This window comes from Nostoc sp. LEGE 12447 (assembly GCF_015206985.1).
Classification (GTDB): domain Bacteria; phylum Cyanobacteriota; class Cyanobacteriia; order Cyanobacteriales; family Nostocaceae; genus Nostoc.
Genome location: NZ_JADEXT010000015.1, coordinates 67,494 through 89,389 on the forward strand (window position 1 = coordinate 67,494; position 21,896 = coordinate 89,389).

Below are 21,896 nucleotides of genomic sequence, written 5' to 3' on the forward strand. Positions count from 1 at the left end.
CGTTAAAACAGAAGATGCGATTTGGTTGGTTGCTAGTGCGATCGCTGTGCTACTGATAAAGTTTTCTAAGTTGCGATCGCTTTTTACGTGGTAGATAGTCAGTAGTACCTTGGATTTTACTATGGTTTTACTCTGTGTAAATTACTAAAATTTGTCTTCCCATCATGGTTAATGCCACTCCAATCATCACAATGAGTGTCACCTTTCCACCAGGAACTAGTAGTTGATTTGTACTATCTGAGTTTTCTTGTTCTTGACGTTGCTTCCAACTCATTAACGCCGGAATTATTCCACCCAAAACTGAGATACTGAACGTTCCAGTGTAATCTAGAGCAGTAAAAAAGATGCTGGGATTGAGCGTACCGAGAGTCATCGGCGGGAAAAGAACCAGTGAATAGAGAGGAAAACGGTTAGAAAGCTTGCTCTGTCCAAGAAAAATATCTTCGAACAAATCAAGCAATCCATATACAAATCCAATGAATGATGTGACGATCGCAAACTCTGAAAAAATAGATACTAGAACTCCTAACCATTCTCCCGCACCGCCTGCTCGGAGAATTTGCAGTGGATCAAAAACAGTTCTACCATCAGATGTGCCATATCGCATATCAGGACTGACGCTTCCTAAAATTACGGCATTCCACGCCAAGAACATAATTAGAGGAATCACAGAACCAATTAAGATAGACTGACGAATTTTGCCGGCATCTCCTTCGAGTTGCGTCACAACTAATGGCACAACGTTTTGGAAAAATAGCGCCACAGACATCACTGAAATAGCACTACCCAGGGCACTCCAGTTCTGAAATAAGAGTTGGGCACTCTGAATGTGCCTTCCTGCGAAAAACAATAATACCAAAAAAGACACGATAACAATTCCGACAAAGGCACTGTTTAATTTCTCAATAAACTTTTCTCGCCCAAGATACATGATGCCACCAAATAACAGTGTGAAAGTCGTTGTGCCCATCCACGTCGGTAATATCTGCACACTCCAGATTTTTGCCGCCGCATATCCTAAAATCTCTCCACCTTGGGTGATGTATGCCACCAAGAGAGCATAATGCATAAATAAATATGCACCGCCAGCCATTTGCGCTCCCAGCTTACCAAGGATTTTCTCAACAACTCCCAAAAAACCTATGCTTACACGCCCTTCTGTTCGCATCGTGTTTAAGGTAACTTCTGCAACCAATAACCCTGAAACTAAAGCGTAGAGCCAAACAGCAATCAGTCCAGATGTGGATGGTACAATACCAGACGGCAGAGTAACGGCTGGTAGGGCGAGAATTCCAGCCCCAACAGTGGTTCCCGCAATCAATGCAGTACTCCCCAATACACTACCCGGTTGATGATTAAGCTTTTTTCCATCAAATTCAAGATGAGAAAACAACCGAGTGACTTGCTCTGAATCTTTGAGAACAGTCTCTATGGGAAGCATACTAAATACCCGTACATAAACCCGATTAACAATACTAGCATCTGGAAATATTCTTCGCAAAAACACTGATCTTGCTATTTTTTCAGAGAAATTTTAGCGAAAAAGAAGCGATCGCCATTTCATCGTTAACACAACTTTTTGTACAGAAGTGTAATTTGTAGTACTGAAAAAAGCAGGGGAAAAGGCTATTTCATAATCAATTTGATTCTCAAAAGGAAACGACCTCTAGCTTTCTCTTGAGCTATCAGAATTTAAAGGCAAAATTACTGTAAATGTAGTACCAACTCCAATTTGACTTGTAACACTAATTTCACCCCTGTGAGCATCAACGCACCTTTTAACGATTACTAACCCTAACCCAGTACCCTTAATTGATTGGACATTTGAGCCTCGGTAAAATGATTCAAAAAGTCTAGCTTGATCTGCTTCTGGAATGCCCATACCTTGATCTTGAATATAAAAAATTGCTATCTTCTCAATTGGATCGCATATTAAATTAAACTCAATCTTGCCACCCCTTGGAGAATATTTAATCGCATTTGAGAGGAGATTTCCGAACATATAATTTAATAGTCCTTCATCCATCACAGCGTCAGTGCGATCGCTATGACAGGTAAAAACAATTTCACACACGCTACTTTCAACAAGAGAAAAATCTTTGATTAACTCTAGACAGAATTGCTCTAAGTTAAGTGGAGCAGGGTTATATACCAGTTTTTTTGCCTCCGCTCGACCCACAAATAGCACTTCTTCCATGAGTTTTTCCATAGACTGCACAGCACCTTGAATTCGCTTTAAATAAATTCCTCTTTTTACATCTGTCAAATTTGCTCCTTTCATCTCTATAAGCTCTACTGCCGTTTGAATAACAGTCAGAGGATTACGGAACTCATGAGATACGGTAGAGATAAATAAGGACTTGAGACGGTTAAGTTCTTGCTCCTTTTCTAATGCTTTCTCTAGCACTTTTGTTTGGCGGCGATCGCTAAGATCCCAGAAAACAACTACTACACCATTTATTTGATCTGGCCCTCCCTTCAGTGGCGAAGCACTATCACCAATTGGAACTCTTTTTCCGTCTCTTCTAATCAGAGATGTGAATTCCTCTAAATAAACAACCTGCTGTTCGCGCAGTACTTTTGTCACTGGGTTTTCTAATATAGTATCTGTAGTTTCATCGACAATATGAAAAATATTCGCTGCCTCATTTCCTAAAGCATCTTTTTGCTGCCAGCCAGTCAGTACCTCAGCTGCGGGATTCATAAATGTCACATTTCCCTGCTCATTTGTAGCAATTACAGCATCGCTTATTGAGTTTAAAAGGGTTGCCAACTGATCTCGATTTTGCCGTAGTTCACGCTCTAACTGGTGTTTTAAAAGACCGATTTCAATTGCTATCTTTAAATCTTTTGTAGTAAATGGTTTAACAATGTATCCAAAAGGTTGGGTAATTTTGGCTCTTTCTAAAGTATTATTATCACCATAAGCAGTTAAAAATATTACAGGAACGTCTAACTGCTCGCGAATATGGCTGGCAGTAGCAATACCGTCCATTTCACCTTTAAGAATAATATCCATTAATACTAACTCTGGTTGAGTTTCCAATGCCTTAGCAATGGCAACTTTTCCTGATGAAGCTGTTCCCGTAACAACGTAACCTAGTTGACTGAGTTGGCTAGCAATAGCCCTAGCCACAATCACTTCATCTTCAACAACTAAAATCCTAGCTTGACCCATTTGATATTTACTGATGCAAAGTTAACTGCTTAAATTTGATTTTGAATCCTGTTCCATGATTACGTTCTAGGGTGATGTTGCCTTCTAGCTGTTCTGTAACCAAGTCATATACTAATGACAAACCCAAAGAATCAGTATTTGTCCAATCTAAATTAGCTGGTAAACCAATTCCATTATCTTGGATAGTCATCTCGATACTATTATTGATATTGCGTAGAGCAATACTGATTGTACCTACTTGTTGATTCGGAAAAGCGTGCTTGAGAGCATTGGAGATTAATTCGTTAATAACCAATCCGCAGGCAATAGCTTGATCGACATTCAAATTCACTGAATCTATATCAGTTTCTAGAGTAATTCTATCAGGCCATATTTGATAGGAAATTAGCAGGCTTGCTGCTAAATTACTTATATAATCGGCAACATCAATCTGCCCAATATTAGCAGAAGTATACAAATTTTTATGAATTAAAGATATTGACTCAATTCGGTTTTGACTTTCTCGAAGAACTTTGATGGCTTCAGGATCTTTGAGTGTTTGAGACTGAAGTTGTAATAAACTGGAGACAATTTGCAAATTATTCTTAACTCGATGATGAACTTCCTTTAACAGAACTTCTTTTTCAGCTAAGGCATTTTTTAATTTGACTTGAGCCTTTTGTCTTTGAACAAGTTCAGTCTGAGCTTGCTCAAAGATGCTGGATTGTTGAATAGCGATCGCTAATTGGACTGTCACTTGATCGAGCAAATCTAATTGATTTTTTTCCCACTCACGAAAACCAGAGCATTGGTGAGCAATTAGTAAACCCCAAAGGTGAGAGCCAGGGTTTTGAGAACTTACTTCTAGTAAAATGGGTACAACTAAATTTGCTTTGACTTCAAATTGTTCTAATAAGCGAATATGACAGTCAGTTAGTCCAGCTTCATAAATATTAGCGATCGCTCGTTTGTTTACTTGGTAATACTCCGCTCCTTTGCCTGTTTGAAAACACGTATCATAAATCTCTACCCCCAAAGAAACTCTCCATCCAGGTTCTACTGACTCCGCCATGATTGTGCCGATCATTTCTGAGTCAAACTGATAAACTACTACTCGATCAACCCCAAGTAAATCTCGCACTTCTTGAACTGTTGCATTCAAAATATCTTGGAGATTCAAAGATTGACGAATTCGTTGAGCAACAGTTCGCATCAATTGCTCCCGTTCAGCTTGACCTTTTAGAGCCAGTTCAGTTCGCTTGCGCTCCGTGATATCTTGACCAATAGTGATAATTTGACCATTTGCAAGTTTAACGTTTGTCCAAGATGTATCTAGTAAATCACCATCCCGAAGCTGAGTTCTGAAGTCAGCCCAATCGTGTTGTGCAGACTGCATAAAATTAATCACATCCTGTCGATATTCAGCATTAGGATATAATGCTTCTAAAACATCACCAGTTTGGAAGTCTTTAAATTTCCAGCCTAAAACACTTTCCCATTCTTGGTTTACCCACTGAAGTTTACCATTGGTATCAATAAGTGCAATCATCAATGGTATGCTCTCAAAAATCCTCCGCAAAAATTCATTTTGTTCTTGAAGTTTTCTTTCTATTCGCTTGTATTCTGTAATGTCTCGGATATTAACTAATCGAGAATTATAATTGGCATAGTTTATTGTATGCGTGACAACTTCAACATCAAGAATTTGTCCGTCTTTTCGCTGATGTAGCCATTGCCCAGAAAAGTGCAAGTTAGTGTGATTTTTTACTAAATATTCTCTGAATATAGGTAGATTTTTTGGAGGACAAATGTCAGTTATTTGCATTTGCAAAAATTCTTCTCGTGAGTAACCGTAGTGGATAACAGCAGCTTCATTGACATCCAAAAATTGCAGATTATTCTGGTTATATATCCACATTGGGTTAGGATTTTTAGAGAAAAGAAGTACTTCTAGCCGTTGGCTTTGATTTTCAGGAAATAGCATTATTGGTTGTGTGAAAAAGTTTTGTAAAATACTACATTTAGTTTGCTTCAATCTCAAAATAAAATTAACAGAAGTTAAGTAATAAAATCTAAAATCCAGATATCTCTTGAGCTAGTCCACTTGTTCTACTTGAGGAGACCCCAGACGCTCGCAGGCTCTCTAATGCTTTTAGTATCTCCCTATGGGAGAAGACCGCAGTAGTTCCCTTTTTTTGATACAAACAAGATGAGTTTTAACACATCCTCTAAATATTAATTAAATGTTTATAAAACTTGCAAATTAAAATCGTGTTTTTCCTAATGTTAGTAATTGGATATTAAATTAGCTAAATCCATGTTCACATTAAAAAATATTTTGATTAAAAAGTTCTAAACAAAAAAAACTAACTATTTATTATGGATTATGTAATATGAGCGCCATCGATTACAGGCGTTTTTATTACACAATCCACAAAATTGGATAATGTACTTACTTATTGAAAATTTCTTAACCAAAGTTTTTGCTCCACAACATTGTTAAAATATTTATGTTTTATTGGAATAATTTATTCCATCTTAATAGACACTTGGGGTTGCTTAAAGATGATATGAAAATGCGCCTATAAAAGTGATAAAAAACTACAGGCTATAGGGGCAATTTATTAATTACCCCTATGTAAATAAAGCGTAGTCTCACCTAGAATTAGTATGAGTTTCAAAAAATCTCATATTCCCCATCAGTATTTTTATCAAATTATGGACACTTTTTGCAACATAATTGATAGATGAGTTTAGTAACGGAATTTATCCCAATTCTTTGTGAAACTGCACAAAATCAGTCAGTTTTGGTAAGACTTGGGCTTAAGACCCTTGTTATATCTAATTTAGATGTGCTTCAGTAATTTGCGGTAGCCTGCGGTAAGCTTGTGTACATCTACGTTTTATCTTGGATGTCCCAATGTAGTGATATATAGAGCAGCTTCATCAGAGGGAATACCCAAAACTTCATTTACTTGGTCATCAAAGAATCCACCGATACCGCTAACGCCTACATTTAGGTGCATTGCCGCTAAATTCAGGCGCTGTCCCAAATGACCCGCATCCAGATGTAAATAACGGTAAACGCGATCGCCATATTGGGCGATCGCAGCTTTCAGATCGGCTGTATGAAATAATACTGCTGCTGCATCCCGCCCTAATTCTTGTCCCAAACAGAGAAAATGTAACTCTCGCCGGAAATTTTTAAACCGAATTTGGCGTAATTCTTGGGCTTTGGGCGCGTAATAGTAACAACCTGCCTCCAGTCCTTTAACTCCGCAAACAGCAATAAATGTTTCTATTAAATTCAAATCAAAGTAGTCTGGAGAAATATCTAAACTTTGGTCAATGTAATTTTGCGGTTGGTAAGTGAAATCAAGTAGGCTTTTTAATTGATCGAAAGTTAAATCATCACCATTGTAAGCGCGGGTAGAACGTCGCTTATACATTGTATTTTCCAGTTCTGACAGCTTTTGTCCCCAGTCTATAGGTGTAGTGGTGGTGGGGATTTTCAAACAGAAAGGAAAGTTATATTTATCCTCTAAAGATTTTTCTTGTTTGATAACTGGTAGATTGAGATTGCCAGTTATACCTGATTGAATCTGGGTGTGTCGATGGAAATATGTCAGCAATTCACCATCGGGGATTTGGGGATAATTGGTTTCGGTGGCGGAAGGTAATGCAGTACATCCCAATGGCAAATTTTGATTGACATCTAACAAATCTGCCAGAGGTAAGACAGCGATCGCACCTTCTTGTTGCGGATCGATATAAAGCAGATCGTTTACCGATTCATCCACAAAACCGCCGATTAAATGAGGCCGAAAGTCAGTAATCGCGCCAGCCAATTCGATATTACCCAATAGATGTCCCGTATCTAGAAAAATCCGGCGATAAGCCCGATCTTCATAGCGCCAGGCAGAACGATAAAATACCGCAGTGACAATAATTGCTAATTGGGTGTTTTCTAAAGAAGGATGCCAGAAACAAGCTGCTTGGAGAGTTTGCCAAACATCACTTTCCCAATAATGCATCAGTGAATGAGTCCGACACTGGTAGTTATACAGACCAGGTGGCAATAACGACGTGCCACGGGAAACCACATACACCTCGGCAGGGTACAATCCGCCGGCACTGGGAGCAGCGCGTAAATATACCGCACTACCCATAGAAGGCATTCTTGCTGTCAATCCATAGCTGCGAAACAGCAACCGTGAAAGTCTTTGCCACCATTGAGCATCTGGGTTATTGGCAAATCCCTCTGATTTTTCTTGAATATAGGGTTTGAGATCAATATTAGAGCCAATTTTGTATTCTTTGAAAGGCACTGGCTGTTTAGTCCAGTCTAACTGCTGACTTTTGGAGGCAAGAGTCTCAGGGTTGTATTTAGTACGTTCGTGGTAATGCTGGGCAATTGATTGGTGTAATTCTGGCATAGTACTTTTAATATCCTTGGGGCATTCTTTTTTTGATCTTGGCATTCATTAGCCTCATTGTTTCGTGTCAATTCGTACAATCCTCATAGTCACAAAGTGGTAATTGGTAACAACTGCATTGGAAATGGGGTATTGGGCATAGTACATCTGGTCAAAAATAATGTAGAGACGTAGCAGTGCTACGTCTCTACAAGGGTTCTGGATAACGCATATTTAATTTCTGGATATGTCTAATATTTTTCATAACCGCCGAATTGCAATTTCCAACCCTTCACATACACCACTAAGAAAATCTAAATCTAAAGTAGCGATCGCATCACTAGGTTTGTGATAATGGGGATTTCGCAAAAATGCTGTATCTGTCACCATCATTGCCGGATAACCCAAATCCCAGAAAGGTGCATGATCGCTAAGTCTGGTTTGGGGAACTATTAAACCTCGATTCGGTACTGGTAGCCATTGACTAGCTACGCCAGCCTTGCGAATATTACGGCTCATGGCAATTAAGTCAGGCAATGTCCGCAAATTGCCAATTAAAGCAATAAAATCACCTGTATCAGGATAGAAGCGTTCCAGAGGAGGGGGATAACTTTGAGAACCAGGCGTAGAATCCTTATAGCCCAGCATTTCTAGGGAGATCATTAAGCGTAGCTGTTGCTTTTGTTGGTGCAACAGAGCTGCATAATCAGCGCTACCTAGTAAGCCGTATTCTTCCATATCGAAAGCAACCAGCCTTAATGGATATTTTATGGGTTCAGCGGCAAACTTTCTCGCCAATTCCAGCAAAACTGCCACACCTGTGGCATTATCATCAGCCGCAGGTGTTCCCGGAACGCCATCATAATGAGCGCCAATTAAAATCGGTGGCAAATCTTTTTTTTGCCCTCTAGTTTGAGAGGGTAAATTTAATATCAAGTTCTTACAAGCTTTACCCCTGACTTCAAAGGTGTGGATTTCCACACTCCCCCATTGGGAAAATTCCTGGCGGATGTATTCTTGGACAAAAAAATGTCCAGCTGTTGCCATGTAAGGATCGCGTTCTCGCGCGATCGCACTCAGGGAAGTTTGTAATCGCTTTGTTAAATTCAAATGTTTAAAATAGCGGTAATATTAAGGTTTTCAGGCACTCCAAGAAGCAGAATTTTCTTATTAAGGTGCATTTAGCAACTTACAGATTCAGTGCATAGAAGTAACCGGATAACAAGAATTGAGGCTGCTTAGACACAGCAATCATCGTCAATGCTATCCTAGTCTTGCAACTATCTCCTCTAGCTGAACTTCTTAGCTCATTGCCTTAATGATGACTATTATACCATTGAGGTGTTTTCATCCCATAGCACAAAGCTAGAGGTAGTTCCGCCCAATCATAATAAATATATAAGACACTTTAGGAGAAGAGTAACGCATGGGCAAGGTAGTCGGCATCGACTTGGGTACAACCAACTCAGTAGTCGCCGTTATGGAGGGTGGCAAGCCGGTGGTGATTGCCAATGCAGAAGGAATGCGAACAACCCCCTCCGTAGTTGGCTTTAGCAAAGAAGGCGAAAGGGTAGTTGGGCAAATGGCACGCCGCCAAACCGTCCTCAATCCCCAAAATACCTTTTTTGCAGTGAAACGCTTCATTGGGCGCAAATATGCCGAACTTAGTCCAGATTCTAAGCGTGTACCCTACACCATCCGCAAAGATGAAGTAGGTAATATTAAAATTGCTTGTCCCCGTCTTAATAAAGATTTCGCCCCAGAAGAAATTTCGGCAATGGTGCTGAAGAAATTGGCAGATGATGCTAGTCGCTATTTGGGTGAACCAGTCACAGGGGCAGTGATTACAGTCCCCGCTTATTTTAACGATTCTCAACGGCAAGCAACCCGCGATGCTGGCAGAATTGCTGGTTTAGAGGTGCTGCGGATTCTCAATGAACCAACTGCCGCATCTTTGGCTTATGGATTAGATCGGGGTGACACGGAAACTATCTTAGTCTTTGACTTGGGTGGCGGTACTTTTGACGTGTCGATTTTAGAAGTGGGCGATGGGATATTTGAAGTCAAAGCTACCAGTGGAGATACGCAACTTGGTGGTAATGACTTTGACAAAGTAATCGTAGATTGGTTAGCAGAGCAATTTCTGGAAACTGAAGAAATAGACTTAAGACGCGATCGCCAAGCTTTGCAACGTCTGATGGAAGCTGCGGAAAAAGCCAAAATTGAGCTTTCTGCTGTCAGCGTTACTGATATTAACTTACCCTTCATCACCGCCACGGAAGATGGCCCGAAACATCTAGAAACTCGTTTAACTCGTTCCCAGTTTGAAGGTTTGTGTGGTGATTTGGTAGGGCGATTGCGGACACCAGTGAAACGCGCCCTCAAAGATGCCGGACTTTCACCTAGAGATATTGAAGAAGTGGTGTTAGTTGGCGGTTCTACACGGATGCCAATGGTGAAACAGCTAGTGCGAGACTTGATTGGTACAGAACCTAACGAAAATGTCAATCCTGATGAAGTAGTGGGAGTGGGTGCAGCAATTCAAGCCGGAATTCTTGCAGGCGAACTCAAAGATGTGCTGCTTTTGGATGTCACCCCCCTTTCTTTGGGGTTGGAAACCATCGGCGGCGTGATGAAAAAACTCATTCCGCGCAACACCACCATCCCAGTCCGCCGTTCTGACATTTTTTCCACGTCCGAAAATAACCAAAATACTGTGGAAATTCACGTAGTTCAGGGCGAACGAGAAATGGCAGGAAACAATAAGTCTTTAGGACGTTTCAAGCTGTATGGTATCCCCCCAGCGCCACGAGGAATTCCCCAAGTTCAGGTGTCATTTGATATCGATGCTAACGGTATTTTACAGGTAACAGCCTTAGATAGAACCACTGGGCGAGAGCAGAGTATCACCGTTCAAGGCGCTTCCACCTTGAACGAGTCAGAAGTGAATCGGATGATTCAAGATGCACAGAAATACGCCGATGTCGATCGCGAACGCAAAGAAAGGGTAGAAAAGCGGACTCGTTCTGAGGCATTAATTTTCCAAGCAGAACGGCAACTTCGAGAAGTTGCACTTGAATTTGGTATGCAGTTTGCCCGCAGCCGTCGCCAAAGAATTGATAATATTTGCCGAGACTTAAAAGAGAGTCTGAAGGAAAATAGCGATCGCGGTATCGATCAAGCCTACGCCGATTTGCAAGATGCTCTCTATGAGCTAAATCGGGAAGTCCGCCAGACTTATGCTGAAGATGAAGATGACGATTTGTTAGGTACTATCCGTGACATCTTTACTGGTGGTGATAAGGATAAAGAACGCGAATTTCCTAGAGATACATATCGGGAACGCGATTCATTCGGTAAGGACTATGGCAGAGATTACGGTAAAGACTATGGCCGAGACAATAGCCGAGACTATGGCCGAGACAATAGCCGAGACTATGGCCGAGACAATAGCCGAGACAGTCGTTCTTCCTCTTATGAAAGCCGTCCTCCACGCAAATCTCGTCCCAGCTACCAAGATAACTGGGATGATGAAGATGACAATGATTGGTTGTAAGTAGAAGGCAGGAGGCAGGATAGCGCAGCGTTAGCGAGTCCGCGAGCGTCGGCAAGAGGCAGAAGCTGCTCAGAAAGCTGATTTAAGTGGTTGGCATTTACATTTAATTATGTCTACCTAATTAGTACTTCTGATAAGAGTGAGAAGTAGAAGTTAAAAGCTAAAAAATTAATTTTTCACCTCCTAACTCCTAACTTCTAATTAATCCAAAATCTAAAATCTAAAATTTAAATAACTAACTATGCAAAATTTGCCGAATTTCCGCGATTACTACGAAATTTTAGGAGTATCTAAAGACGCTTCTGGTGAGGAAATTAAAAAGGTTTATCGGCGGTTAGCAAGACAATATCACCCCGATCTGAATCCGGGTAACAAAGAATCTGAGGAAAAATTTAAAGATATCGGCGAGGCTTATGAAGTCCTTTCAGACTCAGCCAAGCGATCGCAATACGACCAGTTTAGCCGCTACTGGAAGCAAAAAGGCTTTGCAGGCAACAAACAAACGCCAAAGGCTAAAACTTGGCAGAGTGGCGCTAGCGATCGCAACGGCAATCAAGACGTAGATCCAAGTCAATTCTCCGACTTTGAAAGCTTTATTAATCAAGTTATCGGTGTCAAAAATAAGAGTGGGGCCAGTAAGTCTAGTAATGGCAATACTAGCGATCCGTTTCGTTCCCCCAGAACAAAAGTTGCCTATACAGTTAACACTCCACCTCGCACTACCCGCCGAGATATAGAAGCCAGATTAACGCTACCACTAGAAAAAGCTTATCAAGGCGGTAATGAACGCATTCGTTTGGAAGATGGGCGATCGCTAGAAGTTAATATGCCACTAGGGATGGTGACAGGTCAAACCATTCGTTTGCGAAACCAAGGTGTTGGTGGTGGCGATCTATACTTAAAAATTACCGTTGAGCCTCATCCATTATTTAAGCTAGAAGGTTTAAATATTCTTTGCCAAGTACCAGTTACTCCCAGCGAAGCAGTTTTAGGAGGACAGGTAGAAGCACCAACTTTGGATGGCCCAGTGAAAATGACCATTCCTCCAGGAGTTAGGTCTGGTCAAAAATTCCGACTAGGGAATAAAGGCTACCCCGGCGATGACGGTAAACGTGGCGATCAATTAGTAGAAATTCAAATAGTTACACCGAAAAATATTAGTCAAGAAGAACAGGAATTGTACGAAAAGTTACGGCAAATTGAAACTTTTAAACCCCGTGCTGATTTAATACGTTAGGGATAAAATATCAATCTTAATGAAGCTATTGACCAGAGCAAAGATTAATTTCTAATTAGTCTTCGTCATCTTGAAAAATCGTTTCTATATCTTGTGAACCGTGCAAGATACGTACAATTTCTATGCCTTCGTCTATTGGACGATAAAAAATTAAATAATTCTTTACCGGGAAACTTCGCAAAAAAGGAGCCACTTCATCTCGTAGCCTGCCCATTTTGGGGAATTTGGCCAGTTTTGGAAAGCTTTCTCGCAAAATATCAAAAAGTTTGTCAGCAGCTTTTAAGTTATTTGGAGCAAGATATTTCCATATATCCTCAATATCTTGCACTGCTTGAGTAGAAATACGAAATCGACTCATACAGAATCGCTGTTAGCCAAATTTTGCTGTCCTAGTGCTTTAATATTTGCAAAAAAAGCTGGAAGTGACTCGTCGTTATATTCAGTATACTGTCCACTATCGAGTTGCTTCATACCAATGTCAATCTGACTGCGTAATGCTTCTAACTTGAGTTTTTGCAGTTCTTCTTCAAGGCGCTGGAGTTCATCTATCATCTGTTGAAACGCTTGCGCTTCATGCACCACAACCTCAGCTTTCCCATTCACCGTTAGTACAATCGGAGACTTTGTTACCTTGATCCGTTCTAAGTAATCTTTGGCATTACGCTTAAAGTCGGTAAGAGTTTGAATATTTTCGAGATTAATTTTGATCTGCATCGCATCTAATTAAATGCTTTATTAAGATATCTTATCAGATGCTAGACCTGCTGTGTCTTCTGCAATTCACAAAGGATTTAAAATATAAAAAATATCTTTGAGCAAAGTGACTCAAACAGCCGTGAATCAGAACGGGGCAATGCCACAAAGCAGTAAACCAACTTATTACTCCCTGCTAGGACTGCATCCCTCGGCATCAGTAATTGATATTCGTCGCGCTTATCGAGAACTGAGCAAACGCTATCATCCTGATACTACAGACTTGCCTACTGCGATCGCCACTCCCAAATTTCAGCAAATCAATGAAGCCTACGCCACCCTTAGCCATCCAGAACGGCGATTAAGCTACGATTTAAAAATTGGCTATTCCCGCTTTGGAGTGATTCAACCACCCCCTGACTCGAATCATCCGGTCTCGCGTTCTCATGACTGGTCAAAATCAGCTTACCTTGATGCTAGCGATCGCCCTTTATCATCTGGCGAAATTTTTGCTTTATTTATGCTGGTGTTAACATTTGTAGGTTGTTTGTTATTAGCAGTTGCCATTGGCTTAACTCGTGGTGATGCTGCTTTTGAAACCCGTTTGCTACAGTCAACCCCATCTGCACAACAGCAGATTAACTATGTATCGCAACTAATTACCTTTATGGTAATTAAAAATTAAAAAATTTAATCCCAAATCCCAAATCCCTATGCCTCTTCTTCCCTCTGATACTCCCCTATATAATCATCCCCTGCCACAAATTGAACAGTGGTTAAAAGACCAAGGCTGTCAACAAGACGACACCCAGAGGCATTGCTGGCATGTGCAGCGGCCTAGTTGGAAAGCTGAACTATGGCTCGATGTTGAGCAAATCGTAGTGCGATATGTCCAATCTGGGGAAAATGGACAAGATATCCAACGTTCATTCAAGTATTCCCTGAGTCGGGATGACGTAGAACAAGCTGTGTTTTCTGGGCCATAGTGCTAAGTACTATTCACCGTAAAAAGGGTACGTAAATCAAGCCGCAATCATGTTAAAGTACGTCGCCGATCTTGTTGAGTGGGCATTAATGGAATGGTAGATGATAATCTTTACCCATCTCTTTCATCCAGATATTTCAAAAAAGAATGAACACCCAACAATCGGATGCCATAAGTTGCCATTACCGCCCTCAACTCATCATCAGCACGTAAATCATCATCCCCAGACACAATAATCTCCGCTTCGCCATCAATAGCCGTAGCAAGCACAGCTAAATCTTTGGGATCTCGACAATTAGGAGGAATCGTTTCCAACTCAATCCATATTGCTCGGTGCTGCAACTGCTGTTCAAGGCGAATAGCAATAATTGGGTCAATCCGTTCTCTTCACCGGGGGCGATTCTAAACTAAATGAAGTTCTTCCATTAGGGGTTGACTCATCACCAACTGGAATTTGTCTTCATTAAATGCTTCCAAGATGGGCAATGTAACTCGCCCTTTCAGCAAAATACGAATCCAAATGTTAGTGTCGATGACCACTCGGAACATCATGTTTGGTGAGCTTGCTGGCGCACAGCCTTAATTTCAGCCATGATATTACCGTCTGTAATGTCATCAACGGGGGGTTGAGCATAAAATTCTTGAATTAAAGCGGTCAAATCTGAACGTAAATCCACTAGAAGCAAGGCTCTGGCAACCTGTGCCCGTTCGTCTGGTTGCAACTGTTGCACAGCTGTAATGAGTTGTGCCAGCGTGATAGGAATCGATACCATATCAGTAGCCATCATTGAGTTTATTAAATTTTAGTGCGATCGCCGATCTTGCAGCATCGCTAACGCATCCTACTGGCGCAGCAAACGTACTATTTTATACTTTCCCAAATCGCCGCTCACGTTGCTGGTAGGCACACAAGGCGCGATGAAACTCGGCGCGATCAAAATCGGGCCAGAGAGCATCAGTGATGTAAATTTCTCCATAAGCCATTTGCCAGAGAAGGAAATTTGAGAGACGCATTTCTCCACTGGTGCGAATTAACAAATCTGGGTCAGTGATTCCTGCTGTATACAAGTGGCTCTCAAACACCTGCTCATTAATTTCATCGGGTTGTAGCAGACCTTGCTGGACTTGTTTTGCGATCGCTTGACAAGCTTGTAAAATTTCTTGCCGTCCGCCATAATTAGTTGCCACTGAAAACCGGATACCGCGATTATCCTTGGTTTCTTCCATTGAACGGGATATTTCTTGCTGGAGCGATCGTGGCAGAGCCTGCAAATTTCCGACAAACTTAATTTGAACATTCTCTTCGACCATTTCCCGCAGTTCTTGGCGCAAAACTCTTTGAAACAGAGTCATCAAAAAATCCACTTCTTCCTGAGGTCTTTTCCAGTTCTCCGTTGAAAAAGCATAAGCTGTCAGCGCCTGAATCCCCCAATCCTGACAACAACGAAGTAAATCCTTAAGAGCATCTACTCCTCGCTTATGACCCATAATTCGAGGTAGACCCTGACGTTTAGCCCATCGACCATTGCCATCCATAATCACCGCAACGTGCTGCGGCAATAGTTCTCGTTTTAAGTCAGTAGGCAAATCTTGCAGTTTAGTTTGTTGTGCTGTCATTTTTTATCTCGAGAAGCGGTCGATGGTAATCCGAGTAAACGTGAAACCAGTGCTAGTGTCTTCCCACCTATCCGACGAACAAAACTCAACAGACCAGGAGCAACAGCTTCCCTATCCACGGTTGGTGACAAAAGAGCCTCTAATGACTCTTTTAGTTTCTTAATCGTCAGTGGTCTATTTAGAGTTCCCCGTTCCGCTAAGGAAATGGAACCCGTTTCTTCAGATACAACGACACAAATGCAATTTTCGACCCGCTCAGTAATTCCCATTGCCGCCCGGTGGCGTGTTCCCAACTGGCGCGAGGCTGTGCGTCCCGAAAGTGGTAAAATTATACCCGATGATATGATCCGTGAGCCACGGATTAATGTCGCTCCATCGTGTAACAAAGTTTTCGGCTGAAAAATTGTCTGGATTAGTTCTTTAGAAACCTCCGCATTTAGCTTTACTCCTGGCACAGAAAAATCTCGCTCATCAATTGGCCCTGTGGTTTCCACAATTAGTAAAGCTCCAATCCGGTTTTTTGACAATTCTTTAACAGCCTCAACAATTTCATCAATTACACTATCAGATTTGGGGATTGCCAGCCGATCGGGTTGAAACAACTGGCGGAATTCGCCACGCCCCAATTGCTCCAAAAACCGCCGAAACTCTGACTGTAAAGCAACTGCCATCGCTACAGCACAACCAATCACCAACTTTTCTAGTACAAAACTTAGCAGAGGTAGTCCTAATCTGCCACTTAGTGCTGAGGCTAGCATTAAAATAATGAATCCCCGCACCATCCACAGTGTTCGGCGCTCACTAATAATAACTAGTATCATGTAAGTCAGCGCCAGCACTAACACAATATCCAGAGTCCCAAGCAGCAAGGACTGTGACCACCCCAGGTTTATCAGCCATTGCTTCCACCAATCTCTCATGACATCTGGATTACACTTTTGCCTCTAATTACATTTAGTCATTTGTTATTTGTCATTTGTCATTTGTTATTAAACCGCGTCTACTGTGAAAACCGTAGTTTTTTGTAATGAGGCTAAAGTTCAAAACTCAAGCCACGACAGAATAATATACTCTCTTCAAAAACTCTAGGTTTCAAAATAGACGGGGTTTAGCTCCTAGCTAATGACCAATGACCAAGGACTAATGACTATTTTTTAGCCTTTCTGGTAGGCTATCTTGTCGAATTAAGTCTTGATAAGTTTCACGTTGCAAAATTAAATTTGCTTCGCCATTCGCCACTACAACTGCTGCCGGTCGAGGCAAGCGGTTGTAGTTAGATGCCATACTGTAATTGTACGCACCAGTTCCCATAACTACGAGAATATCTCCTGGTTCAGTCTTTGGGAGTAGAGCATTTTTAATCAGAATATCTCCTGATTCACAATGTTTACCAGCAATTGTGACTGTTTGAGTTAAAGGAGAAGACATTTTATTGGCAACTACTGCCCGATAAATTGATTCGTAAGTAATCGGGCGAGGATTATCGGACATTCCCCCATCGATCGCTACGTAGGTACGAATTTCTGGAATAACTTTGGATGAACCAATAGTATAGGCAGTGACGCAAGCTGTGGCAATTAGCGATCGCCCTGGTTCACTCAGTAATTTCGGCAAAGGCAGATTTTCGACCGCACAGGCTTCTTGGACAACTTCACAAATTGCCTTCACCCACTCTTCAATGCTGGGAGGATCGTCTGATTCTGTATACTTAATCCCCAAACCACCACCAACATTTAACTCTGTAATATTTAAACCATATTTTCCGGCATCCCGCAGCCACTGCACCATGACAGCAGCCAAATCTTGATGCGGTTGGCGCTCAAAAATTTGGGAACCAATATGAGCATGTACTCCTACGCAATTAAGGGCGGTTTCTTGACTGACAAAGGTAAAAACTTCATCTAAATCGTTGGGATCAAAGCCAAATTTGCTATCTAAGTGTCCGGTGCGGATATATTCGTGAGTGTGGCATTCAATACCGGGAGTTAGCCGTAGCATGATACGTATAGGCAGAGGGGATGAGGTAACATTTTCTCCTTCTGCTCCCCTGCTCCCTTGCTCCCCTGCTATTTCCACAAGGGTACGCAACTCATACCAGTTATCCGCCACAATGGTGACACCAGACTCGATCGCTAAAATTAATTCTTCACGAGATTTATTATTGCCGTGGAGGTAGATTTTATTAGGATTAACACCCGCTTGTAGGGCGGTGTAAAGTTCGCCACCAGAAACTACATCGATTCCTAAACCCTCTGATGCGGCGATCGCACAAACTGCTAAACAATTCCAAGCTTTTGAGGCGTACAATACTTGAGATTCGCCCTTGTAATACTGCTTGAAAGCATCTCGGTATTGCTGACAAGCTGAACGCAGGGTTTCTTCATCTAAAATATATAAAGGTGAACCAAATTGCTTAACTAGGGTTGTGACATCACATTCACCAATTTCTAGGGAGTCATGATTATGAACTCTAGCAGTTAGGGGTAAAAGTTCCTGATTAGGCGAGAGATTTGGGTTAGTGTCGCGCCTTTGAGGTAAATATTGACTTCCAGAATGTTGAACCCCAGTGGGGTGAGTCGATACCATAAATATAAAAGTTGTCCTTGTTCAAATTACGGGCTTTGAGTTCGTCTCCCGATTCCCAGTTTACAAAGGGTTTGTAATCTTATTCAATAAATGTGATCTCATTAGACTTAGAAATTAAATTACTGACACCAGATAATCTCAGTGCAATTCTGGAACTAGATCAAGCCTGTTTTGGCGGACTTTGGACAATGGAAGGCTACAAACGAGAATTGGATAGCCCCAACAGCGATTTACTCGGTTTATTTTCCCCATTCTCCAACGTTAGTTTGTTAGGAATGGGTTGCTTTTGGTCAATTTTAGAGGAAGCCCACATTACAATTTTGGCGGTTCATCCCCAATATCACCGTCAAGGTTTAGGTGCGGCTTTACTATATTCACTCCTTAAGACAGCTTGCGATCGCGGAATGGAGCGAGCTACCCTCGAAGTCCGAGCTTCCAACTTGGCGGCAATATCTTTATATCAAAAATTTGGCTTCAAAACAGCCGGACGGCGGCGGGGTTACTACCAAGATAACGGTGAGGATGCGCTAATCCTTTGGCTCCCCGATTTACAACACTCCAAATTTCAAACAACTTTAGACCAGTGGTATGCCACAATCAGCGATCGCCTTAGCAAATCCTCTTGGCACTTACTTTTTAAGTAGTTGGAATTAAAGGCTTGCGATCAGCTTCAGCAAGAAAAGCAACTTTGCTGCGCTTAATTAGATTTAAATATTCTATAGATAATCTATAAGCTATAAGGAAAATATATATAAGCTTATTATGCTTGATATTTACAGGTGTATGTGGTATATGTAGATGTTTGGGATTAAGTGAATAAACTCTCAATATAAGCAGTCAGCTATTTGTAATAAATCTCAAAAAGTCCCAAAAACGCTGGTGAACTAAAGCTCCTCAGTACACTAGCCAAATAAAAGCAGTCAATAGTTAACAATTAGCCCATCAACTAAAGTCATAGCTTCAGGATGTCTATAATCTGTTATACAGGCATCCAAAAGCTTTGCCTGTGCTAAAATCAGCATACCGGCACGACCGCAGGTGATGGGAAAAATGCCATGTTTGAACGCTTCACAGAAAAAGCCATTAAGGTAATCATGCTGGCCCAAGAAGAGGCCCGCCGTTTAGGTCACAACTTTGTCGGAACCGAGCAGATCCTCCTGGGTCTGATTGGCGAAGGCACTGGAGTGGCTGCCAAGGTGCTGAAATCGATGGGCGTCAATCTCAAAGATGCCCGAATTGAAGTTGAAAAAATTATAGGACGGGGATCAGGCTTTGTTGCCGTGGAAATTCCGTTTACGCCACGGGCAAAGCGAGTTCTAGAACTCTCCTTGGAAGAAGCACGCCAACTGGGGCATAACTACATTGGCACCGAGCATCTGCTGTTGGGCCTAATCCGCGAAGGGGAAGGTGTCGCAGCCAGGGTGCTAGAAAACCTCGGTGTGGATCTATCTAAGGTAAGAACCCAAGTCATCCGTATGTTGGGAGAAACTGCCGAAGTTTCACCAGGCGGCTCATCCGGGCGCACAAAAACCCCGACTCTGGATGAATTTGGCTCAAACCTGACCCAGATGGCGATAGACAATAAGCTCGATCCAGTGGTGGGACGCGCCAAGGAAATTGAGCGGGTGATTCAGATATTGGGTCGCCGAACTAAAAATAACCCAGTGCTGATTGGGGAACCAGGGGTTGGTAAAACTGCGATCGCTGAAGGTTTAGCTTCACGCATTGCCACTAAAGATGTCCCTGACATCCTTGAAGATAAACGCGTCGTCACGCTGGATATTGGTTTGCTCGTAGCAGGAACCAAGTACCGGGGTGAATTTGAAGAACGCTTGAAAAAAATCATGGATGAAATCCGCTCCGCGGGTAATGTCATTCTCGTGATTGATGAGGTACACACCTTAATTGGTGCGGGTGCAGCCGAAGGTGCTATAGACGCAGCAAATATCCTCAAGCCAGCTTTGGCCAGAGGTGAGTTGCAGTGCATCGGTGCTACAACCCTAGATGAATACCGGAAGCACATCGAGCGAGATGCAGCGCTAGAGCGGCGTTTCCAACCAGTGATGGTTGGCGAACCTACAGTTGATGAAACAATTGAAATTTTATATGGTCTGCGCGAACGCTACGAGCAACACCATAAACTGAAAATCTCCGACGAAGCATTAGTGGCGGCGGCGAAGTTATCAGACCGTTACATTAGCGATCGCTTCCTCCCAGATAAAGCCATCGACTTAGTTGATGAAGCTGGTTCTAGAGTGCGCTTGATTAACTCCCAACTGCCACCCGCAGCCAAAGAGTTAGACAAAGAACTGCGTCAGATATTAAAAGAAAAAGATGATGCAGTGCGCTCTCAAGACTTTGACAAAGCTGGAGAACTGCGCGATCGCGAAATGGAAATCAAAGCCGAAATCCGGGCGATCGCTCAAAGCAAGACCAATGCAACAGGCACAGAAGGTGAAGAACCTGTAGTTACAGAAGAAGACATTGCTCACATTGTCGCTTCCTGGACTGGGGTACCGGTGAACAAACTCACCGAATCTGAATCTGAAAAGCTGCTGCACATGGAAGACACCTTGCATCAGCGTTTAATTGGTCAAGATGAAGCTGTGAAAGCAGTTTCACGGGCAATTCGTCGCGCTCGTGTCGGTTTGAAAAATCCCAATCGACCCATAGCTAGCTTTGTCTTCTCTGGGCCTACTGGTGTAGGTAAAACCGAGTTGGCGAAATCCTTAGCTGCTTACTTCTTCGGTTCCGAAGAAGCGATGATCCGCTTAGATATGTCCGAATACATGGAGCGTCACACCGTCAGCAAGCTGATTGGTTCCCCTCCAGGTTATGTTGGCTATAACGAAGGTGGTCAGCTGACTGAAGCCGTGCGGCGGCGACCTTACACCGTGGTGTTGTTCGACGAAATCGAGAAAGCGCACCCCGATGTCTTCAACATGCTGTTGCAAATTTTGGAAGACGGTCGGTTAACTGATGCCAAAGGTCGCACGGTAGACTTCAAGAACACCTTGCTGATTTTAACTTCCAATATTGGTTCTAAGGTAATTGAAAAAGGCGGTAGCGGTATCGGCTTTGAATTCTCCGAAGATGCCAGCGAGTCAACTTACAACCGGATTCGCTCTTTGGTCAACGAAGAACTCAAGCAGTACTTCCGTCCAGAGTTCCTCAACCGACTCGATGAAATTATCGTCTTCCGTCAGTTGAACAAGCCGGAAGTGACCCAAATCGCCGAAATTATGCTCAAGGAAGTATTTGGTCGTCTGACAGAAAAGGGTATCACCTTAGAAGTCACAGACCGCTTCAAGGATCGTTTGATCCAAGAAGGTTACAGTCCCAGCTACGGCGCAAGGCCATTACGTCGGGCAATTATGCGCCTGTTAGAAGATAGCCTAGCAGAAGAAATTCTGTCTGGTCGTATCAAAGATGGCGATACAGCCCTTGTTGATGTGGATGAAAATGGTATTGTGCAAGTTAGTTCTCAACAGCGCCGGGAATTGTTACCCCAAGGTGTTGAGTAAGATTTAGGGTTTGGGATTTAAATCTCAAATAAAAAATTAGAAACCGGTAGAGTATTTATTGCTCTACCGTTTTTTATTCACTAAATATTCATTAACTATTTCAAATTTGGATCTAGTAGCATTTGG

Annotated in this window: 20 protein-coding genes; 6 read left to right on the forward strand and 14 right to left on the reverse strand. The window is 42.2% G+C overall.

The features are described 5' to 3' along the window. Window positions 1-127: 127 nt before the first annotated feature. The 5 genes from IQ274_RS16995 to IQ274_RS17015 all read right to left on the reverse strand — a co-directional run bounded on the left by IQ274_RS16995 (window position 128) and on the right by IQ274_RS17015 (window position 8,682). Entirely contained in the window at window positions 128-1,441 is a 1,314-nt protein-coding gene (locus IQ274_RS16995; RefSeq protein WP_194142969.1) for an amino acid permease, read from the reverse strand. 225 nt (window positions 1,442-1,666) lie between these two features. Next, entirely contained in the window at window positions 1,667-3,178 is a 1,512-nt protein-coding gene (locus tag IQ274_RS17000; RefSeq protein ID WP_194142937.1) for an ATP-binding protein, read from the reverse strand. A gap of 7 nt (window positions 3,179-3,185) precedes the next feature. After that, on the reverse strand, window positions 3,186-5,141 hold the full coding sequence (locus IQ274_RS17005) for a histidine kinase dimerization/phosphoacceptor domain -containing protein (RefSeq protein WP_194142938.1): 1,956 nt from the start codon (window positions 5,139-5,141) through the stop codon (window positions 3,186-3,188). Between the two features lie 919 nt (window positions 5,142-6,060). Next, window positions 6,061-7,593, reverse strand: a complete 1,533-nt coding sequence (locus tag IQ274_RS17010) for a SagB/ThcOx family dehydrogenase (protein WP_114083822.1) — start codon at window positions 7,591-7,593, stop codon at window positions 6,061-6,063. Between the two features lie 240 nt (window positions 7,594-7,833). Continuing rightward, entirely contained in the window at window positions 7,834-8,682 is an 849-nt protein-coding gene (locus tag IQ274_RS17015) for a M28 family peptidase (RefSeq protein WP_194142939.1), read from the reverse strand. Between the two features lie 316 nt (window positions 8,683-8,998). On the opposite strand from IQ274_RS17015, the gene dnaK reads away from it, so the two are divergent. Together dnaK and IQ274_RS17025 are read left to right on the forward strand one after the other, a co-directional pair. Continuing rightward, entirely contained in the window at window positions 8,999-11,128 is a 2,130-nt protein-coding gene (gene dnaK, locus IQ274_RS17020; RefSeq protein ID WP_194142940.1) for a molecular chaperone DnaK, read from the forward strand. Between the two features lie 241 nt (window positions 11,129-11,369). Further along, window positions 11,370-12,365: a DnaJ C-terminal domain-containing protein gene (locus IQ274_RS17025; RefSeq protein ID WP_163927203.1), complete on the forward strand. Its 996-nt coding sequence runs from the start codon at window positions 11,370-11,372 to the stop codon at window positions 12,363-12,365. A 55-nt stretch (window positions 12,366-12,420) separates the two neighbouring features. On the opposite strand, the gene IQ274_RS17030 is transcribed toward IQ274_RS17025, so the two are convergent. Next, window positions 12,421-12,723, reverse strand: coding sequence for a type II toxin-antitoxin system RelE/ParE family toxin (locus IQ274_RS17030; RefSeq protein ID WP_163927206.1), 303 nt, complete (start codon window positions 12,721-12,723; stop codon window positions 12,421-12,423). Next, window positions 12,720-13,079, reverse strand: a complete 360-nt coding sequence (locus IQ274_RS17035; protein ID WP_163927208.1) for a type II toxin-antitoxin system Phd/YefM family antitoxin — start codon at window positions 13,077-13,079, stop codon at window positions 12,720-12,722. The genes IQ274_RS17030 and IQ274_RS17035 overlap by 4 nt, the downstream gene beginning before the upstream one ends. 139 nt (window positions 13,080-13,218) lie before the next feature. Here IQ274_RS17035 and IQ274_RS17040 point away from each other — a divergent pair, with 139 nt between their 5' ends. Next, window positions 13,219-13,743 carry a J domain-containing protein gene (locus tag IQ274_RS17040; RefSeq protein WP_194142970.1) on the forward strand — a complete coding sequence of 175 codons (525 nt, stop codon included), beginning with the start codon at window positions 13,219-13,221 and terminating at the stop codon, window positions 13,741-13,743. A gap of 28 nt (window positions 13,744-13,771) precedes the next feature. Next, window positions 13,772-14,044, forward strand: a complete 273-nt coding sequence (locus tag IQ274_RS17045; protein WP_069071493.1) for a DUF3143 domain-containing protein — start codon at window positions 13,772-13,774, stop codon at window positions 14,042-14,044. Between the two features lie 110 nt (window positions 14,045-14,154). Here the strand turns inward: IQ274_RS17045 and IQ274_RS36575 are convergent, their stop codons facing one another. The 6 genes from IQ274_RS36575 to lysA form a co-directional block, all read right to left on the reverse strand. After that, entirely contained in the window at window positions 14,155-14,385 is a 231-nt protein-coding gene (locus IQ274_RS36575) for a putative toxin-antitoxin system toxin component, PIN family (RefSeq protein WP_202985779.1), read from the reverse strand. A 60-nt stretch (window positions 14,386-14,445) separates the two neighbouring features. Next, window positions 14,446-14,595: a PIN domain-containing protein gene (locus IQ274_RS36580; RefSeq protein ID WP_202985780.1), complete on the reverse strand. Its 150-nt coding sequence runs from the start codon at window positions 14,593-14,595 to the stop codon at window positions 14,446-14,448. Then, the gene (locus IQ274_RS17055) at window positions 14,592-14,831 is read right to left on the reverse strand and encodes a hypothetical protein (protein ID WP_194142941.1); all 240 of its coding nucleotides are present in this window, start codon (window positions 14,829-14,831) and stop codon (window positions 14,592-14,594) included. Before IQ274_RS17055 ends, IQ274_RS36580 begins: the two co-directional genes overlap by 4 nt. A 79-nt stretch (window positions 14,832-14,910) precedes the next feature. Beyond that, a complete protein-coding gene (locus tag IQ274_RS17060) occupies window positions 14,911-15,660 on the reverse strand; it encodes an isoprenyl transferase (protein ID WP_012412222.1) in 750 nt (249 codons plus the stop codon). Then, entirely contained in the window at window positions 15,657-16,580 is a 924-nt protein-coding gene (gene cdaA / locus IQ274_RS17065) for a diadenylate cyclase CdaA (RefSeq protein ID WP_163927212.1), read from the reverse strand. Before cdaA ends, IQ274_RS17060 begins: the two co-directional genes overlap by 4 nt. 220 nt (window positions 16,581-16,800) lie before the next feature. Then, entirely contained in the window at window positions 16,801-18,246 is a 1,446-nt protein-coding gene (lysA, locus tag IQ274_RS17070; protein WP_194142942.1) for a diaminopimelate decarboxylase, read from the reverse strand. Window positions 18,247-18,338: 92 nt separating this feature from the next. Here lysA and rimI point away from each other — a divergent pair, with 92 nt between their 5' ends. Beyond that, complete coding sequence (rimI, locus tag IQ274_RS17075) at window positions 18,339-18,890, forward strand: ribosomal protein S18-alanine N-acetyltransferase (protein ID WP_114083813.1); 552 nt, start codon at window positions 18,339-18,341, stop codon at window positions 18,888-18,890. Between the two features lie 276 nt (window positions 18,891-19,166). Here rimI and IQ274_RS17080 read toward each other — a convergent pair whose 3' ends face one another. Further along, complete coding sequence (locus IQ274_RS17080; protein WP_167755962.1) at window positions 19,167-19,352, reverse strand: hypothetical protein; 186 nt, start codon at window positions 19,350-19,352, stop codon at window positions 19,167-19,169. Between IQ274_RS17080 and IQ274_RS17085 the strand changes: the two genes are divergently transcribed. Continuing rightward, window positions 19,302-21,770 (forward strand): ATP-dependent Clp protease ATP-binding subunit, encoded by a 2,469-nt coding sequence (locus tag IQ274_RS17085; protein ID WP_069071487.1) that lies wholly within the window; start codon window positions 19,302-19,304, stop codon window positions 21,768-21,770. The two genes, IQ274_RS17080 and IQ274_RS17085, sit on opposite strands and share 51 nt — an antisense overlap. The last annotated feature ends 126 nt before the right edge of the window (window positions 21,771-21,896 follow it).